Genomic DNA, 24,076 nt, shown 5'->3' with positions numbered 1-24,076 from the left:
TTTAGCTCCGCACATGGAGTGCGCAGACCAGCGTGAACAGGCGCCGTGCGGTTTCGAGGTCGATGGTTATGCGCTCTTGCAGGGAATCTTGCAGAACTTCGGCGGCTTCGTTGTGGAGACCGCGACGGCCCATGTCGATCGCTTCGATCTGCATGGGCGACGCGTTGCGGATGGCGTTCTGGTAGCTGTCGCAGATCATCAAGTAGTCTTTGATCATCTTGCGCAGCGCAGACATCGGCATGTGATGCAGGATGACGCGCTCGCCGGCTTCCACTGCAACGTCGAACGCGAGACGCCCGTCGGACATTGCGAGCGTCAACAGGTAGGGGCCGCGATCTTCGCCGATGACGACGAAGGAATTGCTCTCTTTCAGATCGAACAGCGCGATGCGGCGTTCGTGTTCGGCGTCGGGCGAAGCAGGCGCGAGCGAGGCTTCGTCGAGCGTGACGTCGGCGAGGCGGTTGCGCTCCTCGCTCATGCCTTTTCGTGATCGGGGCGGCGCGGGGTTTGCCAGGTGGCGCCGAGATCCATCAGCAAAGCGTCGAGGCACTCGACCTCAAGTTCGATTTCACCGCCGCCGGCGAGGACGAGGCGGACGATGCCGCCGGGTGGTTCTTCGGCGGGCGTGAACGAAACGGAGAGGAGCGAGGCGAGCGCTTCCTTGGAATCGAGGCGAACTTTGCGGCTTTTGATGCCGAGCACGCTTTCGAATGAAAGTGCTGCGCGGATGCGCTCGAAGGGGCCGGTGGCGCCGGCTTCTTCCCAACGAAAGCGGCTGATGAGCATGGCGAAACGACGCGCGCGCTTATCAACATTGATCTCGCCGACGCGCACCAACGCGTCTTGCACCGCCGCGCCGATGATTTCCAAATCGGCGGCGTCTTCGGCCATCAGTTTCAGCAAGCCGCTCATCAGGCCGCTTCTTCCTCCCGCTGGCGCGCGACTTGAGCGCCGACGCCGACGAGCTTGGCTTCGAGTTTCTCGAAGCCGCGGTCGAGGTGATAAACGCGGTTCACCGCGGTTTCGCCCTCGGCGGCGAGGCCGGCGATGACGAGGCTGACGGAAGCACGAAGGTCCGTCGCCATCACCGGCGCGCCGATCAGCTTATCGACTCCGGTCACGATGGCCTCGTTGCCATGCACGGCGATCTGCGCGCCGAGACGCGCGAGTTCGGGCGCATGCATAAAGCGGTTCTCGAAAATGGTTTCCTTGATGCGCGAGCGGCCTTCGGCGAGGCTCATCAACGCCATCGCTTGCGCTTGCAGGTCGGTCGGGAACCCGGGGAAGGCTTCGGTTTCGAAATCGGTGGCTTTGAGACGACCATTCACCTTGCGCACGATGCGCAGGCCCCGGCCCTCGGCTTCCACCGTCACGCCGACGTCGCGCAGGAATTTGATCATGGCGCCCAGATGTTCGAAGCGCGCGCCCGAGAGCAGGACGTTGCCGCCCGCGGCAGCAGCCGCCATGGCGTAAGTGCCCGCTTCGATGCGGTCGGCGACGACGGCGTGCTTGGCGCCGCTGAGCGACGTGACGCCTTGGATGCGGATTTCGCTCGTGCCCGCGCCTTCGACTTTGGCGCCCATGGCGTTGAGGCAATCGGCGAGGTCGGCGATTTCGGGCTCGCGGGCGGCGTTCTTCAGCACCGTATCGCCCTTCGCCAGCACGGCGGCGAGCATGGCGTGCTCGGTGGCGCCGACGGAGACGAACGGAAAGTCGATCTCAGCGCCCTTGAGACCGCGCAGCGCCGCAGCTTTCACATAGCCCTGCTCGATGACGATATCGGCGCCCATCGCTTCGAAAGCTTTGAGGTGGAGATCGACCGGACGCGCGCCGATGGCGCAGCCGCCGGGCAGCGACACGGTGGCGTGCCCGGCGCGCGCCAGCAGCGGGCCCAGCACGTTGAACGAGGCGCGCATTTTCCGGACTTGGTCGTAGGGCGCGATGGTCGAGACAATGTCGGCTGCGTGGAGCCGGAGCGTGTGCGTTTCCTTGATCCAGGTGACGTCGACGCCAAGCGTAATCAGCAGCTGCGCCATGAAGCGCGTGTCGGCGAGGTCGGGCATGTTTTCGAGCATCAGCGGCTCGGCCGACAGCAAGGACGCCGCCTGCAGTTTCAGCGCTGAGTTCTTCGCCCCGAAAATCGGGATAGTTCCGTTGAGGGGCGCCCCGCCCGTAATGACAATGCGGTCCATGAAGTGCTTTCGTCGGCCCCGGCCCCAAGCGCGCGTTATGGGGTGCGGACCGGGCCTAAGCAAGGCGAGCCCAAGCGGCCGCGCTACTTCTTGCGTTGATCCGGCTTTTGCGCGGCTTTGCGGCGGCCGATGTTGCGTTTCAACGCTTCGGCGAGACGCTTGTCACGCGGGTTCGCGGGCGGCGGCTTGGTGGTCATGGGCGCGATTCGATCCGGTCTCTGGCGCATCCTGCGGACGGACATGCGTGACCGCAAGACGGCGTCTGCGGCGCCCCGCCGCGCCGGGCTTCCATCGCCCGGCGACGCGGGCTAGAAGCCCCGGTCTCGACGGCGGCCCGCTGGGCCTCGCCGCTCCTGGCAACGCCGCGGTAGCTCAGTGGTAGAGCGCACCCTTGGTAAGGGTGAGGTCGTGAGTTCAATCCTCACCCGTGGCACCAGTCGCAAACTGAGGGCCTTCGCCTGTGACGACCTCGACTCCTTCCAGGGCATCCACTCGACCGACAAACCGGTCAATCATCGCGGAGTACTGCGCATCACTGCGACCCTGGTTGCCCGGATAGAATGAGACCTCAAACATCTCCGGATCGATTGCCGCATCTATCTGAGGTCTACCGTCCGCCACGATTATTCCGCTCGGGGCGCCATCGAGCAGGACGCAATGCCCAAGGATTGAGAAATCACGGCGGCGCAGTTCGAAATCGAGCGGTTCTCCCCATCGCGACGTTGATCCGGTGCGAATTCCCACTCTGTAACCGCCTTCGTCAGCATAACCGCGAAGTGTACGCACGAAGTCAGAGCGCGTTTCAATCGGCACATTCAAGTGAATGGTCTCGATCGGTAAGACTTCCTCGACCGACTGACTGCAAGCTGCCGCCAGCAACGTGGACGCTGCCAATATGAATCCGGCTATCGCTTTCAAGGTTGCCACCTAACACCTGATGCCAGTCTAGGCACTGACGCACGCAACATAGCACATGCGGCGGTCTAGCTGCCCCCCCTAACCGCCCAACCGCGCCAGCGCGGCTTGGTAGTTGGCGAGTTGCGCGTTGTAGTACTCAGGTGCTGCGCCGGCGGCTTGGCGGCGGGCGGCGAGCGCTTTGTCTTCCTCGGTCAGCTCTTTGGCGTTTGGGTTCAAGAGCGTGTCGTAGGCTTGGCGCACGATGGAGATTGCGGCGGAGAGCTCCGCCTTGGTGCGCGTGATGGATTCTTTGCTGTCGAGCTTCAGATCGGCCGCGATGATGCCGAGGCCGAACGTCTTGATCGAGCCGCGGCCCGCCGTGTTCACGGAAACGACGCCTTGCGCGAGACCGAGCGCGGGGAGCGCGTTCTGATCGGCGCGGCCGGCGTCAATGCGAACGGCTTGTTCGCCGCGCGGGCTGATCTTCAACCGCTCGACGCCGTTTTCCTTCACGATCTCGGCGCGGCCGGCTGAGCCGATAGCGCGGGTGATCGAATTGACCAGCGTAGCGAGCGTGTCTTTTTCGGTGATGCGGATGGTGACCATGCGGCGGCCTTCGGCGCCGATGCGGAATTCGTCGCCAACACGAAGCGCGTTGCGATCGACCAACGGTGCGGATTGGTTCGAAGCGACGACGCCGCGCGGCAGTCCAAGAATGTCGAGCGGCGAGGCGCCGGATTGATCGACGGCGAGACTGCTCATGGTCATCGCGCCGCCGGCGGTGGTGAAGGTGCGGCTCCAGTCGATGTCACCCGCCCCGTCGAGCCGGGTGAGGAAGCTTTGCGGCGCGTTGGCTGAGCCTGCCCCCACGAGAACGCCGCCGTTCGTGCCTGCCGCGTAGACTTGGCCGCCTACGATGGCGAGCCCCTTCACGGCGTCGTCTTGCGATGAGCCGATGTAAGTAGCGCGATCGAGCGACGTTGAGATAAGGCCGGTGTCGAGGCGCGCAACGAAACCGTCCTTGCCCGCGACCGCACCGCGCGCAGCTGTGCCGAGCGTCAAACGATCAGCGCCGATTTCGCCGCCGACATAGAGTGAGCTACCGTCAGCGGCGATGGCGTTGATGGCGCCGCCGTGGAAATAGCCGATGTCGCGCGTGGCGCCGGTGGCGAAGCCGGCGCTGCTGGAGTACGTGAAACGGCGGAGGACGCCGCGATTGTCCTCGACGCCGCCGGTGAAGATTTCTATTCCGCCCGAGCCATCGTCGCGCACGAGCAAGGCGGACGCGGCGTCATCGCGGCCAGTGCCGAATTGGCGGGTGAAGAGTTCGGCTCCAGCGGGGGAATAGCCGCGGACGTAGCCGTCGCTTTGGCCGAGCGCGACTTGGCCGCCGAGCGCGGAATTGGTTTTGCCGGAGACGACGAGACTGCCGTTCGGTGCGAACGCGATGGCGAGGGCTTGGTCGTCCGAGGTTGCGCCGCGGCGCGCGGTCCATGCTTCTTTGCCGTTGGCGTCGAACACGGTGACGAAGGAATCCGCACCGCCTTTGCCGGTCGTGCCGGAGAGTTGGCCTTCGACCGAACCGGCGACGGCGACCTTGCCATCGGCGGAAACGGCAAGCGCAAAGCCGCTGGCGGATTGGCTTGCGCCGAGCATCTGCGTGAAGGCGAGCTTGCCGGCGGAATCGTATTTGAGCAGTGCTACGTCGCGCGCGCCTTTGATGGCGCGGTTGGCGGAGTCACCGGAGAGATCGGCGAGCACGTAGACCGCGCCGTCGGCGCCGGTGGCGACAGCGCGGGCGGTCGCGACTTTGGCGCCGCCGCCGATGCTGACGTCAAACGCGCGGCCGGGGAACCATGCGGCGCCGTTGGCGGAAGGCGCGACGAGTGACGAGGAGGCAGGAACGGTTTCGCTGACAGCAGCGCCGCGCGATGCGCGCTGGGCGACGCCGAGGGCGCCGATGGGATCGTCGGCGCTGCTGGTGGAATCGATGGCGTCGAGTGTGCTCGCGTTGTTCGAAGCGCCGAGTGCGATGTTGGAGACGCCGCGAACTGTGTGCGAGGCCCCGGTGACGACGCGCAAGCCAGCGCCGGCGCCGGAAAGCGCGGTGGCGGCGACACCGAGGTCGTAGCCTTGTGACGCGAGCGCTTCGTTGAGGCGGAGCGCTGCGGATTCGAGTGTGCGTGGGTCGCCGGGTTGGAGCGAAGCGGAGACTGTGCGGTCGCCCCAGACGGTGCTGAAGGTGATGGAGACATTGTCGTCGCTTAATAGTGCTGCGACGTCATCGCTGACGCCAGTGGCGGCTTGGGCGCCGGTGAAGCTGCGTTCGGCCGATTGTGCCCCGCCGAGCGCGAAGCTCGGTTGCAGGGCGGTTAGCGTTTGGGCGTCGCCGTTGACGGTGATTGATGCGATGCGCTGGCCGGAGACTTCGGCGACTTGCCATTGCGTGAGATCGCCGCTCGACGCGCCGACGTATGCGCCAGCGGCGTTGAGCGCGGTCGCGATGCGATCTTGGAAGAGTTGGTTGAGATCGCCGCCGGAGTCGGGATGATCGAGGCGCTCTTGCGCGCTGATCGAGACGCTGACGGTCTTGTTACCTGTCGGCGTAGCGACGACGAGTTCGATGCTGAGCGCGCCGGCATGGGTGGTGAGCGGAGAACCAGCGGCGGTGTAGGTGCGGATAGCGTCGCCGTAGGGTTGGCCGGCGCTCGACGCCGGCAAGCCGCCATTGGCCCAGGCGCCGGGCGCTTGCAGCGTGGCGTCGAACTCGTCTTCGTTAAGCGTGGCGCTGATTGCGGTGACGTCGTGGAGCGCATCGAAGCGGAGCGTGAGGGCGCCGCTATTATCGATGAGATAGGCTGCCGCGGAGACGCCGCGTTCGATCAGCTTTTCGTTGAGCCGTTCGGTCAAGGTCGCGGCGTCGACCCCATCTTCGCCGCCGTCGATGGTGATGGTGTGGGTGCCGTTCGTGGTGGTGATGACGAATGTCTGGCTCCCGGCGAAAAGCGCGCTTGCGGCCGCCACGGCGCCGGCTTCGAAGCGGCGCGCGAACACGCCGTCGCGCAAGCCGCCGACCATGCCGGGCGGTTCAATTGTGGTGATCGTGGCGTTCCTGCCGCTGACCGAAAGGTTCGACGCGCGCACGCCTTCGGCGCCAAACACCGAGAACCCGATATTGCCAGCGTCCTCCCAGACATCGACGGCGGCCGCGACGCCCTGCTCATGCAAGAGCTGCGTTAAGCGTTCGGCAAGATCGTCCATGATTGCGCGATCGTTGCTTTCGCCCGCGCGTGTGCGCCAGGCTTCCAGATCGTCGCTGCGCCAGCCGGTGCTGACGGAAAGCTTGCGGCCATCGGCGAACTCGAGTTGCAGCACCGCTTCGCCGGCGTCGCGCAGCAGCGTTTCAAACGTCCCCAGACCGCCCGTCATCATCGCGTTGGTGCGTTGCTCACTGGCGTTGGTGATGGACGTGTATGGCGCGCCGGGGCCGAGCCAGCCGGTGGCGACGTTGGCGCCGGTCGGATCGGTGGCGGCGCCCGGGCGATCGAGCAGGACGGGTTGGCCGGCGGCGCCGTCAACGTCGGAGAGCTTGATGAGCCGCGCGCCGTTGGCGGTCTGGCCGACGACGTAGAAGGCGGGATCGGCGGCGATTGGCTCGAACGCAACTTTCTCGCTGCTGCGCACATCGACCCTGAGCGCGTACTGGCGTGGGCCGGTGTAGCGCGTCTCGATAGCGCGGCCGCCGACCACGATCGAGCTGGTCTTCGGCGTCAGATCCACAGTCTCGATGCGCGATGCGGCGCCGGCGGCGGCAAGCTTGCCGTTTACATAGCTTACGACATTGCCGAGCGTGCGCGTGATCGACCCCATCTCGGAGAGATCGATAGCGATGGTGTTCACTGTGCCGCCCGCGGAAGTGGCGACGATGTTGAACTTCGCGTCGTCGGCGAGGCCGGAGACTGTGTTGTAGAGTCCGCCGCGATGGATAATCGCGGTCGTGTAGTCCTCGGTTTTGGTCGGCATGGCGAGCGTCGATTGCGTGGCATCGACGCGATCGCCTTGGGCCAAGCGGATGTCTTCGAATTGTTGCTGCGTGAAGAAGGCTTCAAGCTCGCCGAGGCCACGCGTGAATTGCGCGGCGGTTTGCGCGAGCTGCGATTTCGAGAGCGATGTGTCTTCCGAATGGCCCGCAAGCGCCTGCAGCGTCGAGAGCCCGGAGTAGAGCGCGAACAGGCGTTTGTAGTCGCCGGTGGCGCCGAGATCTGAATAGAGCTTGGCGTCGGTGTCGAAGAACGCCTTGTTGGAGAGCGCACGCTGCACCAGCGCGGCAGCGCTGGGCGAAATGCCCGGGGTCCAGACCGGTGTGATTGGCGCGTTGGGGTCCTGTGTTGCCGTCGCGGTATCAACGCCGACGCCGGCTTTGGCGCGCGCCCACGCGGTCAGCATGTCGGCGCTGACGCCGACCGAATCGCTGGACGACGCCCCGAAGAGCGCCGACGCGATGGCTGAATTGACCGTGCTGACCACGAACCGCCTGCTCCGCGAAGCGCCTTTAGTTTCGCTTAGCGGTCGTAAACACGGCGTTCGCACTCAAAGGTTAATGCAGCGCCGCGCTCTCGGCGAACTCGCGGAAAACCGGATATTCCAACAGGCGCGGCCAGAGCTGGATGCCCTGCCAGATTGACAGCCCCATGACGAGGATCGCGGCGGCGCCGAGGAGGAATCGCGCCGGGGCGATCTTGGTGACGTAGCCAGCCAGCGGAGCAGCGATCAAGCCGCCAACAATGAGGCCCGCCAGCGCCGCGCCGCCAGCGACGAGGCCGCCTTCCAGTTCGAAGCGGCCGGTGATCAGCGTCCAGAGGAAGGTGAGCGAGATGGCTACGGTGACGATGAACTCGGCGGAGTTGACGCTGCCGATGACATAGCGCGGCGGGTGACCGCGGCCGAGCAGCGTTGATGTAACGATCGGCCCCCAGCCGCCGCCGCCGCTGGCGTCGAGAAACCCGCCGACGACGCCGAGTGGCACGACGTGTTTCAGATGCGGCGGCTCTTCCTTTGGACCCGCGATTGCGCGGCCAAGCATGAACACGCCGAGCACGCCGAGATAGGCGATGACGACGGCCTTGATGAAGGTTGGGTCGAACCCAGTGAGAAGATACGCGCCGATGACGCCGCCGACCACGCCGGCGGGCGCGAGGCGCCAGAACAGTTTCCAGTCGACATTGCGATGGATGAGATGCGACGCGCCCGAGGCGCCGGTGGTGAAGCATTCCGCCGCGTGCGCGGTGGCGGAGACCTGCGCTGGCGGCACGCCGAACGCGAGCAAGACGGAAGACGAGATGACGCCGTAGGCCATCCCCACCGCGCCATCGATCAATTGTGCGAGGAAGCCGACCGCCAAGAAGAGGCCGAACGTCGTCAGCAGAACGGGCCAAAAATCCCCGTAAACGTCCATGCGCCCTCTTTGCTCGAAGCCCAGCATAACCCGTTGCAACGCAATACGGCTAGAGCGCGGCGGTTCCCTCTCACTTTAGCTACGCTAAATACTGGCCTTCAATTCCAAGATCGCGATCGACGCGCGCAATCCAGGCCATAACAGCGGGATAATCGGAAAGGTTAAAGCCGCCCAACTGCGATTTGCGGGTGTAAGCGACCAGCGCGATGTCGGCGAGGGTTAGCGTGGCGCCAACCAAGTATTGCGTCTCGGTAAGCTGAAGTTCGAGGCGCGCGAGTGCGGCGTTGCCCTTCTTGAGCAGATTGGGATCAAGCTCGGCTTCGGGCGTTTTCAGATAGTGCAGACGCGCGATGCGCACGGCGACGACCGGTTCGTGGCTGTACTGCTCCCAGAACAACCACTCGAACATGCGCGCGCGATCGTAAGCGTCGCGCGGAATGAGATCGCTGCCCTCCGCGAGGTAGATCATGATGGCGTTCGACTGCGCGAGCTTGCGACCGTCATCGAATATTGCGAGCGGCACTTGGCCGGCGGGATTGAGTGCGAGGAACTCGGGCGTACGCGTCGAGCCGTCAAACGAATCCATCTCGATCCATTTCACCGGCACGCCGAGTCGTTCGGCCACCCATTTGGGTTTTAGGCAATTGCCACTGATGGAGCTGCCGTAAAGTGTGAAGCCATTTGTCATGAGCCGCCCTCCGGGCGCCGCCATATTGCAGCGCCCTTACCCGATCAAGCGAAACACGATCACACCGTGTGTGAGCGATGCTCGCTGGACTCTAGCGCCGCGATTCTTCGCGCACTGCGCGGAATTCGGCGTTGGCGTTCCATTGCGGCCAGCTTGAGCCATCCGCGAGTCCGTGGCCCACCGTGTAAAGCAGTTCGAGATCCTGGACGCCGCCGGACATGTCCCACTCGTCCGTCACTTCGTCGGACGGCTTGTGATAATCGTTTGCGACGTAGCGGGCATTGAGCGCCTCGCCGCGTTCTCGGCCGCCTTCGATCATGTCGATGCCGTGCTTCATATAGAGCACCGGGATGCCGAGCTGGGCGAAGTGCAGGTGGTCGGAGCGATAAAAATAGCCTGCCTGCGGCGAGGAGTCTGGCTCGACGCGACGGCCTTGGGCCTGCGCCGCGGCTGTTATGAGAGCGTCCATCTCGCTCTTGCCGAAACCGATGACTTCGATGTCGTGGGTGGGCCCGTGATTGTTGACGCCGTCTATGTTGATGGCGGCGACGGTATCGCGTGGCGCGAACAGCGGATGCTGCATGTAAGAGAGTGCGCCGAGCAGGCCCTGCTCTTCGGCTGTGAGCGCGATGAAGGCGACGGAGCGTTCTGGCGCGCCCTCGGCGGAGAAGCGGCGCGCGAGTTCGATCAGCGAAGCGACGCCCGTCGCGTTATCGACCGCGCCGTTGCAGATGTCGTCACCGTCGATGGCAGGGCAGCGGCCGAGATGATCCCAGTGCGCTGAGTAGAGGATCGTCTCGTTCGGGCGCGCGGCGCCCGGCAATACGCCGACGACGTTGTAGGTGGTGCGCTGTTCAATGCTCGTGTGCAGCGTCATTGAGCCGGTCAGGTTCATTGGCACCGGGCGGAAGCCTTGCTGCTGCGCGCGGGTCTTTAGCTGGGTGAAGTCGAGACCGGCGCGACGGAAAGTTTCCAGCGCGACATCGTTTTGCATCCAGCCTTCGAAAGCGGCGCGACCCATGCCGCGGTCTTCGCGCACGATGTCCCAGCGCGTGCTGCCGGTGGCGGATTGTATGACGGCCCACGGATACGCGGCGGGGCCAGTTTCGTGGATGATGATGGCCCCGGCCGCACCTTGGCGCGCGGCTTCCTCGAACTTGTAGGTCCAGCGGCCGTAATAGGTCATGGCGCGGCCGCCGAAGCCGCCATCGACGCCGGTTTCGAAGTCGGGATCGTTGACGAGGATGACAGCGATTTTGCCGCGCATGTCGATGCCGGCGTAATCGTTCCAGTTCAGTTCGGGCGCCACGACGCCGTAGCCGACGAAGACGAGCGGGGCATTTTCGACAGTGACGGTGTCCTGCAGGCGGCGCGTCCAAGCGGAGAATTGCGTGGCGTACGCGTAGGAGCGCGCGCCATCGCGGCCGGTGAACGTGAGCGTCGGCGCTTCGGTAAGCGTGGCGGCGATGAGCGGCGTTTCCTGGCGCCAGGAGCGCGTGCCGTCGGGCAGCGTGACGCCAGGCTGCAAGCCCGCGCCGGCGAACATGCGTTCGATGTATTCCAGCGTGAGACGCTCGCCGTTGGTGCCGGGTGCGCGGCCTTCGAATTCATCGGATGAGAGGACACGGATGTGTTGCATCAAGGCTTCGGGTGAGTTCGGCGCGCCCGCGAAGGCTTGCGTTGGTTCCGGCGCGCTGGCGTTGTCGCCGGTGGCGCAGGCGCTGAGCGCGAGCATGGCCGCCGCGAAGGCGTGACGTAGGTTCATCAATGCGTCCCCAAGATTCGCCGGCAGCTTATACAGGCGTCGCGGCGATGGAAGCGCCTTGCGATCAGCGTCGGGGGCGTTCGTCAGGCGACGCCGAGCTTCTTCTGTAGGTCGGTGGATGAGGTCGTGTAGAGAAACACCAAGCGCTCGCCGGGCCGGCAGATGCGGAACGCCGCTTGCGCCATCAGCGCACCTTCGTGGAAGCCGCAGAGGATGAGCTTTAGCTTGCCAGGATAGGTGTTGATGTCGCCGATAGCGAAGATACCAGGTTCGTTGGTTTCGAATTTCTCGGTATCGACCGGGATGAGGTTCTCGTTGAGGTTCAGGCCGAAATTCGCGATCGGGCCGAGCTTCATGGTGAGACCGTAGAACGCGAGTAGCTCGCTGCACGGGATTTCGTAGGCGCCTTTTTCCTTGGTGACGCAGCCGACCGAGGTGAGCTGCCCATCGGCGCCGACGACGGATTTGAGATCAGCGATTTCGAGGCGCACTTTCTTCTCCGCTACCAGCGCGCGCATCTTGGCAACGGAGTGCGGCGCGGCGCGGAAATCATCGCGGCGGTGGATCAGCGTGGTGCTCCTAGCGATCGGCTGCAGGTTCAGCACCCAGTCGAGTGCGCTATCGCCGCCGCCGGCGATGACGATGTCCTTGTCGCGGAAACGCTCCATTTGGCGGACGGAGTAGTGGATGGTCTTGCCTTCGAACGGCTCGATGCCTTCGATCTTCGGCTTGCGCGGCACGAATGAGCCCCCGCCCGCGGCGATCGCGAGCACGGGCGCAGTGATCGTCGTGCCGAGCTCGGTGCGGAGTTTGAACTTGCCGTCGGGCAGACGTTCGAGAGACTCCGCCATTTGCTGTAAATGAAATGTCGCGTGGAACGGCGCGATCTGCTGCATGAGCCGGTCGGTGAGTTCCTGTCCGCTGACGATAGGAAGGCCAGGAATGTCGTAGATCGGCTTTTCGGGATAGAGCTCGGCGCACTGGCCGCCCGGACGATCGAGCACGTCAACGACGTGGCACTTCAAGTCGAGCAGGCCCAGTTCGAACACAGCGAACAGGCCGACGGGGCCGGCGCCGACGATGATGACGTCAGTCTCGTACGCTTCGCCGGGCGTCGCCTGCTCTGCTTTTACGTGGCCCTGCGTCATTCCCAACTCCAAACCGGACTGGTTCTGATCTAATGCGATCTTGCGCCCGCGTCTCGCGGATGATGCGCCGCCGACGCATATCTGGGCGCTATTTCCGCAGAACCTAGCGCGAGCGGCCGCGAGCCGTGACGGGCCAGATGTCGATCAACGTGCCCTCACGCACAATGTGGTACGCGTCATAGAGGTTTACAGTCGGATCGCAGTGCGGCGGCGAGAGCGAGACGGCGTCCCCGATCTTGAAGGCGTGATCCATGGCGATGAGCGCGCCGTGTTCGTCGCCCATGAACACAAACATCGCATTCTCCGGGGCGCCGGAGATGACGTTGGGCGAGCCGCCGTCGGTCGAGAGCGCTTTGAAGCCGGCGTCGATCGTGGCCATGCCTTGCGAATTGGCGCTGATGACGTGCGCATCGACGAAGAGCGCGCGTTCGAACGGTTGCGCCGCCTCGCCGCCCAGATCGCAATCGCCGTATTGGCGATCCATGAAAACATAGGATCCGACTTGGAGTTCGGTGAAGACGCCGAGGCTGGCATCGATGCGGTGCGTGCCCGTGCCGCCGCCCGAGATGATCTTGGGCGCGAGGTCGGCAGCGTTGAGCTGATCGATGACCGATGTGAGGTAGGTGGTGAGGTCCACGATGGCGGCGCGGCGCTCTTCGTATTTCTCGATGTGCTGCTGCGCGCCGCAATAATACTGGACGCCGGCGAAGCGGAGTGATGACGCGGCGGCGATCGCCTGCGCCAGTGCGACCGCGGCTTCGGGTGATGAAACGCCAGTGCGTCGGATGCCGGGATCGATGTCGACGAGGATTGGCAGCGGGCGCGAAGCGTCTTTGGTGGCGGTGGCAAGAGCTGCGACGTTGGCGGGATTGTCGGCGACGACCATGAGATCGCCGATGCGTTCGTGCAGCGCGACGAGGCGCGCGATCGCCTGCGGCGTGACGACGGGCGAGGTGATGAGCATGGCGTTGATGCCCTGTCCGGCCAAGGCTTCGGCTTCGCCAAGCTTGGCGCAGCAGACGCCGAGCGCGCCTGCCGCCATTTGCAGGCGGGCGATGTCGATGCTTTTGTGGGTCTTGGCGTGCGGGCGGAGCGCGAGGCCATTCTGCTTTGCGAAGGCGGCCATGGCGGCGATGTTGCGATCGAGCGCGTCACGGTCAATCACGAGCGCGGGGGTGTTGAGTGCAGCGCGTGAGCCTTGTTGGCCAATTAGTGGGCGGTGAAGATCGAAGTCGGTCATCAGGCGGCTTTCCGTGCTGCGTCGATGCTGAACAATTGCGCCAAGTGCGCGTTGGCGAACTTGGCGGTGGGATCGTACTCGGCGCGTACGGCGCCGAAACGTCTGGCTTGCGGGTAGAGCGCATTGACATCTTGCGCTGTCAACGAGTGCCGCTTGGCCCAATGGGGTCGGCCGCCATGCGCGCGGAAGATCGGCTCGATTTCGCCGAACACGCCCTTCCACGGCATGCGGGCGTATTGGTGCATGGAGATGGAGAGACGCGGCCCGCCGTTGAAGGGGCTGAGCCAGATGTCATCGCCGGCGGTGATGCGGAATTCGAACGGGAACGTGACTGGGAGCTTCTTCGCTTTGATGCGCTCGATCGCTTCGCGGAGTGCCGGCCAGCCCGCTTCGAGCGGCATTTCGTATTCCATCTCTTCAAAGCGCACCGAGCGATCTGACGGGAAGATTTGGTACGCCGGGCCGACGCGGCGTTGCTTCACGCCGGCGCCGACGATGAGCGGCTGCAGCTTGCGCGTGAGGAACGGGAACGTGGCGCAGAGGTCGCAGATGACGCTGAAGGCGCGATCGTCCATGTCGCTCATGCGCTTCAGCGGGCCTTCGGAGGGCGCCGGGTTTAGGCGCTTTAGGATAGCGTAGTCGTTGTAGGGGAATATCCAGAATTCGACGTGGCGGTTGGCGGCGACGAGTTCGCTCCACTGCGCCTCGACATCGCCAAGAGGATGGGACTCGATCTTCTCTTCCAGATGATATGCCGGCAGCACGTCGATCTCGATGCGCGTAGCCACGCCAAGCAAACCGAGCGAGAGGCGCGCCGCTTCGTAGAGATCAGCGCGCTCGGTGGCGCTGCAAGTGACGAGCGAGCCGTCCGCGAGCATCAGTTCGAACGCACGCGCAGCGGTGGAAAGCGATCCCAGTTGCGCGCCGGTGCCGTGTGTGCCGGTGGCGATTGCGCCAGCGAGTGCTTGCGGATTGACGTCACCCTGGTTGATCAGCGAGACGCCCTTTTCCCAGAGCGCTGTGGTGAGCTTCTTCAGGCTCCATCCGGCGGGCGCCCAAGCGCGCGCTTTATCGGCGCTAAGTTCAAGCTCGCCTTCAAGGTCAGCGAGGGAGATCAGCGTGCCGCTGGTGTCGCATAGCGGCGTGAAAGAGTGGCCAGCGCCGGTGATGCGGACATGGGCGGATCGCCGCACCAGCCCGCCGAGTTCAGCCAACATCGCCGGGCGCGCCAGCACCGCAGGTTGGCTCCGCACGCTGCCAGACCAGTTTTTCCACCCGCGCGCCATGCACTCGCCCTACGCAAAACCGTCATCGGGCATAGCCGGGCCCCGCCCGCGCTAGCAAGCCGGGCTGTCTGGTTCACCAAATCGGCGCCCCCCGAGGTTGCGTGTCCTGTCCTGGTGCTGGCAAAAAGCTGGGCTAAGGGGGAGCATGACCGTACCGGTGGGACCGCAGCAGGCCGCAAGCGCCGGCGGGGCTGATAGCGCCTTCGCGGAGGCGCACGCCGAGCTACGCGCGGACCAAAGCCTCCAATTCCAGATGGACGCACTCGTGCCGCCGGAACCGCCGGCATGGTTGGAGCCCCTCGCCCTCTTCCTGCAGGCGATCGCACCGTTTCTCGTTTACGTGTTTTGGGCAGGCGTCGCGGTCGTCGCGCTGCTCATTCTGTACGTGATCGGCACTGAGATCATGCGCCGCCTGCCCGGGCGCAAACGAGATGCCGCAACTGAGGCGCAACCCGCGCCGGCCTATCGTCCCGCTTACGCGCGCGCGAAAGCGTTGCTCGAAGAGGCCGACCGCCTCGCCGCCCAAGGCCGCTACAGCGAAGCGGCGCGCGTGCTACTGCATCGAAGCATCGAGGACCTCGAACAAGTTTTCAGTTTGGCGATCGGGCCGGGTTTGACCAGCCGCGAGATCGCGCGGCTCGATCCACTATCGCCGCAAGGGCGTGACGTGTTTTCAGGTATCGCGCGCGCGGTGGAGATGAGCTTGTTCGGCGGGCGAGCGTTGGGCGCGCAGGACTTTGCGCAATGTCGTGAAGCGTACGCGTCGTTCGCATTGCAAGGATCGCGGCGATGACGGCCGTTGCCCCTGCTCGCCGCGGTGGCGGCGGATTTTCGCCGATGGTGATGCTCGCGGTCATCCTCGTCGGCGTGTTTTCGTTTGCCGCGTTCTTCACGCTCTCGGCGTTCGCGCCGGAGCTCACCACAGGACGCGACGGGCGCGCACACGCTCTTTCGACGTCGGCAGTCGGGTTCGCGGGCGTTGTACGGCTAGAGCGCGTGCGCGGCGTGGACGTTTCGATCGGACGCCAACCGATGGACCCGGCGCGGCTTGAGTCGCTGGTGGTGCTGACGCCCGAGAATCCGATTTCGATCGAAGAACTCGATGACGCGGCAGGTTCGGCAACGCTTGTGGTGTTACCCAAATGGGCGGTGGGTCCGCACCCGACCCATCGCGGCTGGGTTTCGCGCTACTCGCAATACGACGATGGCAGTTTGGGCGTTCTGATCAACGAGATCGCGCCTGGCGTGGTGTTCGCGCAGGCGGAAGGCGAAGGCGCGGTGCGACTCAGCTATCGGGACAAGACCACCCGCACCAGCGGCCGTATTGAACGCTTGCAAACGATCAGTGGGCCGAACCTGACGCCGATGGTCACCGATGGCTCGGGCCGCACCGTGCTTGCACGCTTCGATCGCGGAGGCTTCCTGCCGATCTACATTCTGGCCGATCCTGACTTCCTCAACACACTCGGCATGGGCGACCGCAACACGGCGCAGGCCGGCCTGGCGATGCTCGATCAAATGCGCGTTGAGAACGAGCCGATCATATTTGACGTCACGCTGAACGGGTTGGGCGCTTCGCGGAGTGCGTTGCGTCTCGCGTTCGAGCCGCCGTTCCTGGGCGCGACGCTGGGGTTGGCGATAGGTGCGGGCCTGCTTGGCTGGCGCGCGGCGGCGCGATTTGGGCCGGCGGCACCCGCAAGGCGCGCGATTGCGCTGGGCAAGGCGGCTCTTGCAGACAATTCCGCAGCGCTCATCCGCTTGGCTCGGCGCGAGCAGCGCATGGGCGCAGGTTACGCGCGTCTTATCGCTGGTGATTTGGCGGAGCTGATATCGGGATCACGCAAATCCGATGAGGAAGCCGCTGCCTTGCTCAACCGATTGGCGGGGATTCATGGCGTCACGCCGAACTATACGCAGTTGGAGGCGGAAGCCGCCAACGCCAAGACACCACACCAGATGCTGGAAGCGGCGCGCAAGCTGCACGCTTGGAAAGAGGAGATGACACGTGCAACTCGCTGAGCTGCGACAGATGGCCGACGCCGTAAGGGGCGAGATCGGCAAGGCGGTGATTGGGCAAACCGACAGCGTCAATTTGATGCTGACCGCCGTGCTGGCAGGGGGGCACATCCTGCTCGAAGGGCCGCCGGGCACGGCGAAGACGCTACTGGCGCAGAGCTTTGCGCACACGCTCGATCTCAAGTTCGGGCGTATTCAGTTCACGCCGGACTTGATGCCGGGCGACATCCTTGGCTCGAACCTGTTCAACTTCCAGACCAGCGCGTTCACCCTGACCAAAGGGCCAATATTCTGCGATGTGTTGTTGGCCGATGAAATCAACCGCACGCCACCGAAGACACAGGCGGCACTGCTAGAAGCAATGCAGGAACGTGGCGTGACGCTGGATGGTGTCCGGCACGCGCTGAGCGCCCATTTCACGGTGATCGCGACACAGAACCCGATCGAGCAACAAGGCGCCTACCCGTTGCCGGAGGCGCAGCTCGACCGGTTCTTGTTCAAGCACGTGCTTTCCTATCCGAGTCTCGAGGACGAGCTGCGGATCGTTAGCGAACAGGGCGCGCATAGTCAGCGGCACGATCCGGTGGCTCTCGGTCTGCGCAAGATCGTCACTGGCGATGCGTTGACGGCTGCAGTGGCGGCGGTGAACCAGACGCGCCTCACGCCGGAAGTGATCCGCTACATCGTGAGCATCGTGCGCGCGACGCGTGACGGCGCGGCGTTCGAGCTTGGCGCGTCGCCCCGTGCGGCGGCGATGTTGGGCGTCGGCGCGCGCGCTTGGGCCGCGCTGGACGGGCGCGATTATGTGATCCCGGATGACGTGAAGGCGCTCGCGGGTCCCGCGCTGCGGCACCGCGTGGTGCTGTCGCCGGCTGCGGAGATTGAGGGGCGCACGTCGGACTCCGCGTTGAAGGACATCCTCGATCAGGTCGAAGCGCCGCGATGATCGCACCCACCAGCCGCGCCATTCTGCTTGCCATGATCGGCGCGCCGCTCTCGCTCTTGTTGGCGACGGCGGTTGCGCCGAACCTTTGGCTGCTGGGCGTCGCGTGGGCGTTGGGCATTGCGATGCTCACGGTGTTCGATGGCGTGCTGGCGCCGGCGCCGAAGCGCGCGAGCATTTCGGTGACGGCGCCGCGGCTTGCGCCGATCGGCGCTGGGGCATTCGACACGCTGGTGCGGCTGGTGTGGCCCGGACGTGGACCGCGCGCGGTCGATGTCGCGTTGGAAACGAACGCTGTGCTAGCAGCGCCGCCAACACAGCGCGGCGATGTGGGCGGAGGTGAGGCCGAGCTGGCGCTGCGGCTGAAGCCGATGCGGCGCGGCGATGGCGTAATCGAGAACGTGCATGGACGCTGGACCGGGCCGTTGGGCCTCGCGTGGCGGCAGATCGTTCAGCCGCTCAATCGCCACGTCGGTATCGCGCCGGACTTGGCCGGTGTTCAGCGCGAGGCGGAGCGGCTGTTCTCGCGGAGCCTTATTCACGGCATCAAGCCACTTCGGGATCGCGGCGATGGCTCCGAGTTCGACTCGCTGGCGGAGTTCGCACCTGGCATGGATCGCCGGCTGGTGGAATGGAAGCAAACAGCGCGGCACGCGAAGCTGCTGGCGAAAGAAGTACGCGCCGAGCGCAACCATCAAATCGCCTTCGCCATCGATACCGGCCGAACCATGTGTGAGCCGATCGCGGGTGCGCCGCGGGTGGACTGGAGCATCAACGCTTCGCTGCTGCTGGCCTATGTCGGCTTGAAGCTTGGCGATCGGGTGAGCTTCTTCGGCTTTGACTCGCGGCCGCATGTTTCGACTGGGTTCGTCTCCGGCGCACGGGCGTTTCCGTTGCTGCTGAGCCAGACGGCGAAAATCGATTACTCGACCGAAGAGACCAACCACACCTGGGGTCTGGCGACGCTGATGGAGAAGCTGCAGCGGCGCTCCATGGTGATCGTGTTCACGGATTTCGCGGATTCCGTGAGCGCGGAGCTGATGGTGGAGAACATCACGCGGCTGGCGCGGCGGCATATGATTGTGTTCGTGGCGTTCGCGGACCAGGAGCTGGAAACGCTGCGCGACGCGACGCCGGTCACCAGCGATGATGTTTCGCGCGCGGTGATCGCGCAGCGTTTGCTGCAGGAGCGTGCGGTGGTGTTGGCACGGCTAAAACGCCTGGGCGTGCACATCGTGTCGGCGCCGGTTGAGAACCTCGGGCCGGCGTTGGTGCGTGCTTACGATTATCTCCGGCGTCGGGAGCGGGTCTGATGGCGAATGTCTCGCTGCGCAGCCTGCGCTTCCGGCAGGAACGGGAAGCGACTTGGGTTCAGCTCGAAGACTTGCTCAAGCGTTTGGAGCGCCGCTCACCGGCGAGCCTGAGCGATGAAGACATGCTGGCGATCCCCAGCCTTTATCGGGCGACATTGTCCTCGCTCTCGGTGGCGCGGGCCACGTCGTTGGACTTGGCGCTGATCGAGTATCTCGAGGCGTTGTGTGCGCGGGCGTATTTCTTCGTTTATGGCGCACGCACGACGCTGGTGGAGCGGATCGGCGACTTCTTCGCCTATTCCTGGCCGAACGCGGTTCGTAACATGTGGCGCGAGACCATTGCGGCGGGTCTGATCATGGCGGTCGGCGCTCTCGCGGCGTTCTTTCTAATTCAGAGCGACCCGGCGTTTTACTTTTCGTTCGTCCCCGCGGAGCTCTCCGGCGGTCGTGATCCAGGGGCCAGCGCGGCGGAGTTGCGCGAGACGCTTTACCAACCCGTCGACGTCGATGACGCGCTCGGCGTGTTCGCGACGTTTCTGTTCACCCACAACGCGCAGATCGCGATCTTTGCGTTTGCGCTGGGCGTCGCGTTCTGTCTGCCGAGCATATTCTTGATTGCCTACAACGGCTGCACCTTGGGCGCGATGTTCGCGGTGTTTGCCGCGCATGGTTTGGCGTTCGAGTTTGGCGGTTGGGTGCTGATCCACGGCGTGACCGAGCTTTTGGCCATTACGCTCGCCGGCGCAGCGGGTTTGCGCGTTGGCTGGGCCGTCGCGTTTCCTGGCGCGCTGTCGCGGCTCGAGGCGGCCGAACGGGCGGGGCGCGAAGGCGGCGTCGCCATGATCGGCGTTGTCGTCATGCTGATGCTGGCGGGGCTGCTGGAAGGCTTCGCACGCCAGCTGATCCAGGCCGATCTGGTGCGCTGGAGCATCGCCGGCGCCAGCGCCGTGATCTGGGCGCTTTATTTCTACATCCCGCGCGGGCAGCGCAGATGACCGTCACCGCCGATCCTGAAGTGCGGCCGCTGGTGACGCCAGAGGGCGTCGACCTTCGCGTGCGCATCGCGCCTGTCAGCGAACGCGGCGCGGCCTTGCTGATCGACTTGGCGATTATCGTGGCCGCGCTGATCGCGGCAACGCTGGTGGTCGCTGGCTTTGGCATGGCCACGGGCATGCAGGGCGCCAGCGGCCAGCTGGCGGCGATCATCTGGCTGCTAGGATTTTTCCTGCTGCGCAATTTCTACTTCACAGCGTTCGAATGCGGAGCGCGTGGGGCGACGCCAGGCAAGCGTATCCTGGGCCTCCGCGTCGCCGCCCGCAGTGGTGGGGCGCTTCGGGTCGATCAGGTGGTCGCGCGCAACGCGATGCGTGAGCTTGAGCTCTATTTGCCGATTGGCTTTCTCTTCGCCAACGGGAGCGACGTCGAAGCTTTGATCATCCTTTGCGGCATCGTCTGGTGCGCGATCTTCGTTTTCCTTCCCCTCTTCAACCGCGACCGGTTGCGGCTGGGCGACATCATCGCCGGGACATGGGTGATCAAGGCGCCGAAGCAAGTGTTGCTTCCCGACATGGCGAGCGCGCGGGCGGGTGACCCTGCCTTTGTGTTCACGGACGCCCAGCTCGATCAGTACGGCGTCAAGGAATTGCAGGTGCTGGAGAGCGTGCTGCGCAATGCGGACCCAACGGCAATGACCGCCGTCGCCGAGCGCATTCGCACCAAGATCAGCTGGCGCAAGACCGGGCGCGAACTCGATTCGGAATTTCTCTCAGCCTACTACGCCGCGCTGCGCCGGCGCTTGGAACAGCGGCTGCTGTTCGGCAAGCGCAAGCGCGACAAGCACGATTTGAGTTAGTCGAACACCGACGCGATCTGTTCGACGCCAACGCCCTCTTTCACGCGCCGGAGTTCGAAATAAAGCGCCGCTGTGCCCACGGTGCTGATCAAGGTGATCAAAGCCTGCACGGCGGCGCTGACGCCCATGAACACGAGCCCGAATGTACTGAGGCCAATCACCGGCGATCCGCGCGCGACGCCGAGCGCGCCAAACACGGCGCCGACTACGATCTGCATGATCCACGCAGCGATGAGATAGAGCAGGAACAGGCCGAAGATCGCCCAGCGATGACCTTCAGTCAGTTCGGCGCTGCGGCCCATCGATCGCGTCGGCCCATCTCGTTCGATAACAACTACGGGCGCCGTGATCGACCAGCGTAGCGCGAGAATGATGCCGGGGATGATCAGCAGTACGAGGCCAATATAGATCCCGAGCGTCACGAGGATGCCGACGATCAACAACGGAAAGAAATAGCGAAAGCCATCGCCAAGTGCTGCGCCGAACTTCACACCTGAACCCGAGAGATCGTCCACCGCGGCGCGTGTCAGCGATCCCTGCAGAACGAAGGCGCTCACCATCATGACGACGACGCCCATCAGCGCCACCTGCCACAAGCCGCCGAGACCCTGCGTTTGCGTCATGTAGCTCTGAGCATAGAGCAGACCGAATTGCGGTACGCCGACGAACAGCAACGCCAACACGAAAAAGAGCACGAAGTTGCGACCGATCAGGCTGAATGTTTGCCCGACGACCCGGCCGAAATCGAACCGCTCTTGCGGTCCGCCCGCTGTGATATCCGCCATGAATCGCCCCTCCGTTGGGACATTTAAAGCATGTGGGCGCCGCGAAGTCATCGGGGTTGGCGGGCTTGCTCTGGACTTACGATGCGGTACTCAAACGTCGTGCATCATTGGATTGTCATATCCGCGGTTTTTCTCACCGCTCTCGCGCTCGCGGCATGCGCGCGGACGGAGCAAGCGCGCCAATGTTCGGCCGCCGCGCTCGGCGCAGCTGTCGATATCCCGGCTGGCCACGTCGCGCGCGGCGCGAACGTGTTCGAGCCGGAAGAACACAACGGCGGTCAGGGCGACGTCGCCGCGTTTTCGATCGACGCGCACGAAGTGACAAACGCGCAGTATGCGGCGTTCGTGGACGCGACGGCGTACGCAACACTCGCCGAGCGCCTGGGCGCTGATGGCGCGCCAATGGGCGCGGCGGTGTTCGATCGGGCGACGGGCGCGTGGCGCATCGATCCGGCCGCGAATTGGCGCCATCCCGAAGGACGTGGCTCGTCGATCCGCGGACGCGAGCGCCATCCCGTCGTTGCGGTCGCGTACGAAGACGCTGTTGCCTACGCACGTTGGGCGCATCGGCGGCTGCCGACAGAAAACGAATGGGAATTTTCCGCGCGCGGCGCCGGGCCGGCTTCGGCGGATGTACGCGCTGAAGCGTATGCGGCAGGCAGCACGCCGATCGCAAACACCTGGCAGGGCGTTTTTCCATTCCAGGACTCGGGCGCGGACGGCTTCACGGGAACTGCGCCCGTGGCGTGCTTCCCGCCCAACGCGCGCGGGCTTTACGACACGATCGGCAATGTCTGGGAGTGGACGAGTGATCCGTTCGTTGGCGCAGCGCCGCGCGATGTCGCGCGCGACGGCGAGGCGCCGATGCGCGTGCTCAAGGGCGGCTCAAACCTCTGCGCCTCGAACTTCTGCTCGCGCTTCCGCAGTGGGTCACGCCAGCCCGGCGATGAAGGGCTGGGCATGTCGCATCTTGGATTCCGAACCGCTGGCGACGCGCCGCCTAGCTGACAAGCGCCCGCGTTGCGTGGCGCAACACGCCGATGGCTTGCTTCGCGCTGAGCCCCTGCTCCTGGCGCAGGCGTCGCCAGGCTTCGAAGCTCAATGCCAGATCGAGCGCTTCGAACGCTTCACCATCGGCTACATTGGCGGGGAGCACGCGGCGCAGGCTGTCGCGCTGCATGCGCGTGAGCTTGCGGTGTTCGGTCTGCAAGAATTTCGAGCGATAGCGGTGTGCGTCGGATGCCGATTTGATGGGCAGCATCTGATCAAACATGCGGGCGCGACGAAGGACGATCTCGTCGAGTCGTTCACGCCAGGTAGCCCCCTCTAACGGCGCTATGAAGTCCGGCGTCAGGCGCTCCACCATAACGGCGTGCATTTCGCGGTAGACGCCCTCCATGTCGGAGAACAGTCGAAACACCGTGCGGCGGCCGACACCGGCGCGCTCGGCGACGAGGTCGGCGCTCGGCTCCACCTCGCCTTCGCGGACGAGCTCGAGCATGGCGAGGGCGATACGACGGCGACTGACGTCGGCACGCTGGCGGCGGCCATCGAGTTGTTCGGCTGCGCGCGCCATGTCTATGGCGTCGCCCTGATGAAATCGTCGATCACCTTGGCGATTTCCTCGGGTTGATCTTCCTGGAGGAAATGGCCGGCGTTGACGATGGTGGTGTGGTGTTGACCCTTGCAGCCGGGGATGCGCGCTTGCAGACGCGCGTCGGCGCCGCGGGTGATGGGATCTTGATCAGCGAAGGCGGTGAGGAATGGCTTTTCGAACCGCTCCAGCACTTTCCAGGCTTCTCGGTTTTCTTTCACCGACGCCATCTCCGGTTTGACTGGCACGAGCGCTGGGAATTGCCGCGCGCCGGCTTTGTAGCTTTCATCGGGGTATGGCGCTTCGTAGGCGTTGCGATCGGCCTCGCTCAGTTCGCGCACGGTGCCGCCGTTGACGATCATGGGTGTCGGAAACACCGGCACGCCTTGGCTGAAAGCTAGCCATGCTTCGAACGCGGGCGTAGCGCCTGAGCCTTCTGGCATGAACGTGTTGGCGGCGACGACACGAGCGAAGCGCTCGGGAAATGCGGCGACCAGACGAAGACCGATGAGCCCGCCCCAATCTTGGCAGAACAACGTGATGTCGCGGAGGTCGGTGGCGACGAGCCAGTCGCTCATCCATTTGACGTGGCGCTCATAGGTGTAATCCGCGCGATCGGCGGGTTTATCGGAGCGGCCGAAGCCGATGAGGTCAGGCGCAACAGCGCGATGACCGGCGGCGGCGAGGCGCGCGATGATCTTTCGGTAGAGGAAGGACCAAGTCGGCTCGCCGTGCAGGAGCAGGACGGGCGCGGCGGTGCGTGGGCCCTCGTCGATCGCGGCGATGCGGAGATGGGCGCCGGATTCATCCGCGATTTCAGTGTAATGCGGGGCGTAGGGAAAATCCGGAAGCGCCTCGAAGCGTTCGTCCGGTGTCCGCAGGACATCCATGAGGCCCTCCAT

21 protein-coding genes and 1 tRNA gene are annotated in these 24,076 nt (G+C 64.7%); 8 read left to right on the top strand and 14 right to left on the bottom strand.

Features of this window, described 5'->3' with window-relative positions; all coding sequences use genetic code 11:
* Window position 1: 1 nt before the first annotated feature.
* Genes DSM104635_RS08145 through murA form a run of 3 tightly spaced genes read right to left on the bottom strand, consistent with a single transcriptional unit; the run spans window position 2 to window position 2,192 of the window.
* Window positions 2-478 (bottom strand): UPF0262 family protein, encoded by a 477-nt coding sequence (locus tag DSM104635_RS08145; RefSeq protein ID WP_158765724.1) that lies wholly within the window; start codon window positions 476-478, stop codon window positions 2-4.
* Entirely contained in the window at window positions 475-912 is a 438-nt protein-coding gene (locus DSM104635_RS08140) for a DUF2948 family protein (RefSeq protein ID WP_158765723.1), read from the bottom strand. The genes DSM104635_RS08145 and DSM104635_RS08140 overlap by 4 nt, the downstream gene beginning before the upstream one ends.
* Complete coding sequence (gene murA / locus DSM104635_RS08135) at window positions 912-2,192, bottom strand: UDP-N-acetylglucosamine 1-carboxyvinyltransferase (RefSeq protein ID WP_158765722.1); 1,281 nt, start codon at window positions 2,190-2,192, stop codon at window positions 912-914. The genes DSM104635_RS08140 and murA overlap by 1 nt, the downstream gene beginning before the upstream one ends.
* A 361-nt stretch (window positions 2,193-2,553) precedes the next feature.
* Here murA and DSM104635_RS08130 point away from each other — a divergent pair.
* Window positions 2,554-2,628, top strand: a tRNA-Thr gene (locus tag DSM104635_RS08130).
* Here DSM104635_RS08130 and DSM104635_RS08125 read toward each other — a convergent pair.
* The 8 genes from DSM104635_RS08125 to DSM104635_RS08090 all read right to left on the bottom strand — a co-directional run bounded on the left by DSM104635_RS08125 (window position 2,607) and on the right by DSM104635_RS08090 (window position 14,671).
* The gene (locus tag DSM104635_RS08125) at window positions 2,607-3,110 is read right to left on the bottom strand and encodes a hypothetical protein (protein WP_158765721.1); all 504 of its coding nucleotides are present in this window, start codon (window positions 3,108-3,110) and stop codon (window positions 2,607-2,609) included. The genes DSM104635_RS08130 and DSM104635_RS08125 overlap by 22 nt on opposite strands.
* A gap of 78 nt (window positions 3,111-3,188) precedes the next feature.
* The gene (locus tag DSM104635_RS08120) at window positions 3,189-7,616 is read right to left on the bottom strand and encodes a hypothetical protein (protein WP_158765720.1); all 4,428 of its coding nucleotides are present in this window, start codon (window positions 7,614-7,616) and stop codon (window positions 3,189-3,191) included.
* Window positions 7,617-7,686: 70 nt separating this feature from the next.
* Window positions 7,687-8,544, bottom strand: coding sequence for a sulfite exporter TauE/SafE family protein (locus DSM104635_RS08115; RefSeq protein ID WP_228445962.1), 858 nt, complete (start codon window positions 8,542-8,544; stop codon window positions 7,687-7,689).
* A 79-nt stretch (window positions 8,545-8,623) separates the two neighbouring features.
* Complete coding sequence (locus DSM104635_RS08110; RefSeq protein ID WP_158765719.1) at window positions 8,624-9,232, bottom strand: glutathione S-transferase family protein; 609 nt, start codon at window positions 9,230-9,232, stop codon at window positions 8,624-8,626.
* A 91-nt stretch (window positions 9,233-9,323) separates the two neighbouring features.
* Window positions 9,324-10,997 carry a M28 family peptidase gene (locus DSM104635_RS08105; protein WP_158765718.1) on the bottom strand — a complete coding sequence of 558 codons (1,674 nt, stop codon included), beginning with the start codon at window positions 10,995-10,997 and terminating at the stop codon, window positions 9,324-9,326.
* Window positions 10,998-11,080: 83 nt separating this feature from the next.
* Complete coding sequence (locus DSM104635_RS08100; RefSeq protein ID WP_158765717.1) at window positions 11,081-12,145, bottom strand: NAD(P)/FAD-dependent oxidoreductase; 1,065 nt, start codon at window positions 12,143-12,145, stop codon at window positions 11,081-11,083.
* Window positions 12,146-12,248: 103 nt separating this feature from the next.
* A complete protein-coding gene (locus DSM104635_RS08095) occupies window positions 12,249-13,385 on the bottom strand; it encodes a DSD1 family PLP-dependent enzyme (protein ID WP_158765716.1) in 1,137 nt (378 codons plus the stop codon).
* Entirely contained in the window at window positions 13,385-14,671 is a 1,287-nt protein-coding gene (locus DSM104635_RS08090) for an FAD-linked oxidoreductase, L-gulonolactone oxidase family (protein ID WP_158765715.1), read from the bottom strand. The genes DSM104635_RS08095 and DSM104635_RS08090 overlap by 1 nt, the downstream gene beginning before the upstream one ends.
* Window positions 14,672-14,816: 145 nt before the next feature.
* On the opposite strand from DSM104635_RS08090, the gene DSM104635_RS08085 reads away from it, so the two are divergent.
* From DSM104635_RS08085 to DSM104635_RS08060, 6 genes are read left to right on the top strand one after another with little or no spacing between them, the layout of a single operon-like run.
* Window positions 14,817-15,464: a DUF4129 domain-containing protein gene (locus DSM104635_RS08085; protein WP_158765714.1), complete on the top strand. Its 648-nt coding sequence runs from the start codon at window positions 14,817-14,819 to the stop codon at window positions 15,462-15,464.
* Window positions 15,461-16,690, top strand: a complete 1,230-nt coding sequence (locus DSM104635_RS08080; protein WP_158765713.1) for a hypothetical protein — start codon at window positions 15,461-15,463, stop codon at window positions 16,688-16,690. Before DSM104635_RS08085 ends, DSM104635_RS08080 begins: the two co-directional genes overlap by 4 nt.
* Complete coding sequence (locus DSM104635_RS08075; protein ID WP_187448176.1) at window positions 16,677-17,633, top strand: AAA family ATPase; 957 nt, start codon at window positions 16,677-16,679, stop codon at window positions 17,631-17,633. The genes DSM104635_RS08080 and DSM104635_RS08075 overlap by 14 nt, the downstream gene beginning before the upstream one ends.
* A complete protein-coding gene (locus DSM104635_RS08070) occupies window positions 17,630-18,943 on the top strand; it encodes a DUF58 domain-containing protein (RefSeq protein ID WP_158765712.1) in 1,314 nt (437 codons plus the stop codon). The genes DSM104635_RS08075 and DSM104635_RS08070 overlap by 4 nt, the downstream gene beginning before the upstream one ends.
* Window positions 18,943-19,938: a stage II sporulation protein M gene (locus DSM104635_RS08065; RefSeq protein WP_158765711.1), complete on the top strand. Its 996-nt coding sequence runs from the start codon at window positions 18,943-18,945 to the stop codon at window positions 19,936-19,938. The genes DSM104635_RS08070 and DSM104635_RS08065 overlap by 1 nt, the downstream gene beginning before the upstream one ends.
* Window positions 19,935-20,795, top strand: coding sequence for an RDD family protein (locus DSM104635_RS08060; RefSeq protein ID WP_158765710.1), 861 nt, complete (start codon window positions 19,935-19,937; stop codon window positions 20,793-20,795). Before DSM104635_RS08065 ends, DSM104635_RS08060 begins: the two co-directional genes overlap by 4 nt.
* On the opposite strand, the gene DSM104635_RS08055 is transcribed toward DSM104635_RS08060, so the two are convergent.
* Window positions 20,792-21,580, bottom strand: coding sequence for a glycerophosphoryl diester phosphodiesterase membrane domain-containing protein (locus tag DSM104635_RS08055; RefSeq protein WP_158765709.1), 789 nt, complete (start codon window positions 21,578-21,580; stop codon window positions 20,792-20,794). The two genes, DSM104635_RS08060 and DSM104635_RS08055, sit on opposite strands and share 4 nt — an antisense overlap.
* A gap of 81 nt (window positions 21,581-21,661) precedes the next feature.
* On the opposite strand from DSM104635_RS08055, the gene DSM104635_RS08050 reads away from it, so the two are divergent.
* Complete coding sequence (locus DSM104635_RS08050; RefSeq protein WP_158765708.1) at window positions 21,662-22,588, top strand: SUMF1/EgtB/PvdO family nonheme iron enzyme; 927 nt, start codon at window positions 21,662-21,664, stop codon at window positions 22,586-22,588.
* Here the strand turns inward: DSM104635_RS08050 and DSM104635_RS08045 are convergent.
* Both DSM104635_RS08045 and DSM104635_RS08040 read right to left on the bottom strand, forming a co-directional pair.
* Window positions 22,581-23,156 carry a TetR/AcrR family transcriptional regulator gene (locus tag DSM104635_RS08045; RefSeq protein WP_158765707.1) on the bottom strand — a complete coding sequence of 192 codons (576 nt, stop codon included), beginning with the start codon at window positions 23,154-23,156 and terminating at the stop codon, window positions 22,581-22,583. The genes DSM104635_RS08050 and DSM104635_RS08045 overlap by 8 nt on opposite strands.
* 2 nt (window positions 23,157-23,158) lie before the next feature.
* Window positions 23,159-24,064 carry a haloalkane dehalogenase gene (locus DSM104635_RS08040; protein WP_158765706.1) on the bottom strand — a complete coding sequence of 302 codons (906 nt, stop codon included), beginning with the start codon at window positions 24,062-24,064 and terminating at the stop codon, window positions 23,159-23,161.
* Window positions 24,065-24,076 lie beyond the last annotated feature (12 nt).

It is taken from the genome of Terricaulis silvestris (assembly GCF_009792355.1).
Classification (GTDB): domain Bacteria; phylum Pseudomonadota; class Alphaproteobacteria; order Caulobacterales; family Aquidulcibacteraceae; genus Vitreimonas; species Vitreimonas silvestris.
Note: the sequence above shows the minus strand (reverse complement) of the source record. Positions and strands in the feature narration are given on the sequence as shown.

Excerpts from the sequence above, each read along its gene's own strand:
- DSM104635_RS08095 (WP_158765716.1), bottom strand. The coding sequence starts at position 13,385 with ATGACCGACTTCGATCTTCACCGCCCACTAATTGGCCAACAAGGCTCA.
- DSM104635_RS08050 (WP_158765708.1), top strand. The coding sequence starts at position 21,662 with ATGCGGTACTCAAACGTCGTGCATCATTGGATTGTCATATCCGCGGTT.
- DSM104635_RS08060 (WP_158765710.1), top strand. The coding sequence starts at position 19,935 with ATGACCGTCACCGCCGATCCTGAAGTGCGGCCGCTGGTGACGCCAGAG.
- DSM104635_RS08040 (WP_158765706.1), bottom strand. The coding sequence starts at position 24,064 with ATGGATGTCCTGCGGACACCGGACGAACGCTTCGAGGCGCTTCCGGAT.
- DSM104635_RS08085 (WP_158765714.1), top strand. The coding sequence starts at position 14,817 with ATGACCGTACCGGTGGGACCGCAGCAGGCCGCAAGCGCCGGCGGGGCT.
- DSM104635_RS08145 (WP_158765724.1), bottom strand. The coding sequence starts at position 478 with ATGAGCGAGGAGCGCAACCGCCTCGCCGACGTCACGCTCGACGAAGCC.
- DSM104635_RS08065 (WP_158765711.1), top strand. The coding sequence starts at position 18,943 with ATGGCGAATGTCTCGCTGCGCAGCCTGCGCTTCCGGCAGGAACGGGAA.
- DSM104635_RS08070 (WP_158765712.1), top strand. The coding sequence starts at position 17,630 with ATGATCGCACCCACCAGCCGCGCCATTCTGCTTGCCATGATCGGCGCG.
- DSM104635_RS08090 (WP_158765715.1), bottom strand. The coding sequence starts at position 14,671 with ATGGCGCGCGGGTGGAAAAACTGGTCTGGCAGCGTGCGGAGCCAACCT.
- murA (WP_158765722.1), bottom strand. The coding sequence starts at position 2,192 with ATGGACCGCATTGTCATTACGGGCGGGGCGCCCCTCAACGGAACTATC.
- DSM104635_RS08055 (WP_158765709.1), bottom strand. The coding sequence starts at position 21,580 with ATGGCGGATATCACAGCGGGCGGACCGCAAGAGCGGTTCGATTTCGGC.
- DSM104635_RS08115 (WP_228445962.1), bottom strand. The coding sequence starts at position 8,544 with ATGGACGTTTACGGGGATTTTTGGCCCGTTCTGCTGACGACGTTCGGC.
- DSM104635_RS08110 (WP_158765719.1), bottom strand. The coding sequence starts at position 9,232 with ATGACAAATGGCTTCACACTTTACGGCAGCTCCATCAGTGGCAATTGC.
- DSM104635_RS08045 (WP_158765707.1), bottom strand. The coding sequence starts at position 23,156 with ATGGCGCGCGCAGCCGAACAACTCGATGGCCGCCGCCAGCGTGCCGAC.
- DSM104635_RS08105 (WP_158765718.1), bottom strand. The coding sequence starts at position 10,997 with ATGAACCTACGTCACGCCTTCGCGGCGGCCATGCTCGCGCTCAGCGCC.
- DSM104635_RS08080 (WP_158765713.1), top strand. The coding sequence starts at position 15,461 with ATGACGGCCGTTGCCCCTGCTCGCCGCGGTGGCGGCGGATTTTCGCCG.
- DSM104635_RS08140 (WP_158765723.1), bottom strand. The coding sequence starts at position 912 with ATGAGCGGCTTGCTGAAACTGATGGCCGAAGACGCCGCCGATTTGGAA.
- DSM104635_RS08100 (WP_158765717.1), bottom strand. The coding sequence starts at position 12,145 with ATGACGCAGGGCCACGTAAAAGCAGAGCAGGCGACGCCCGGCGAAGCG.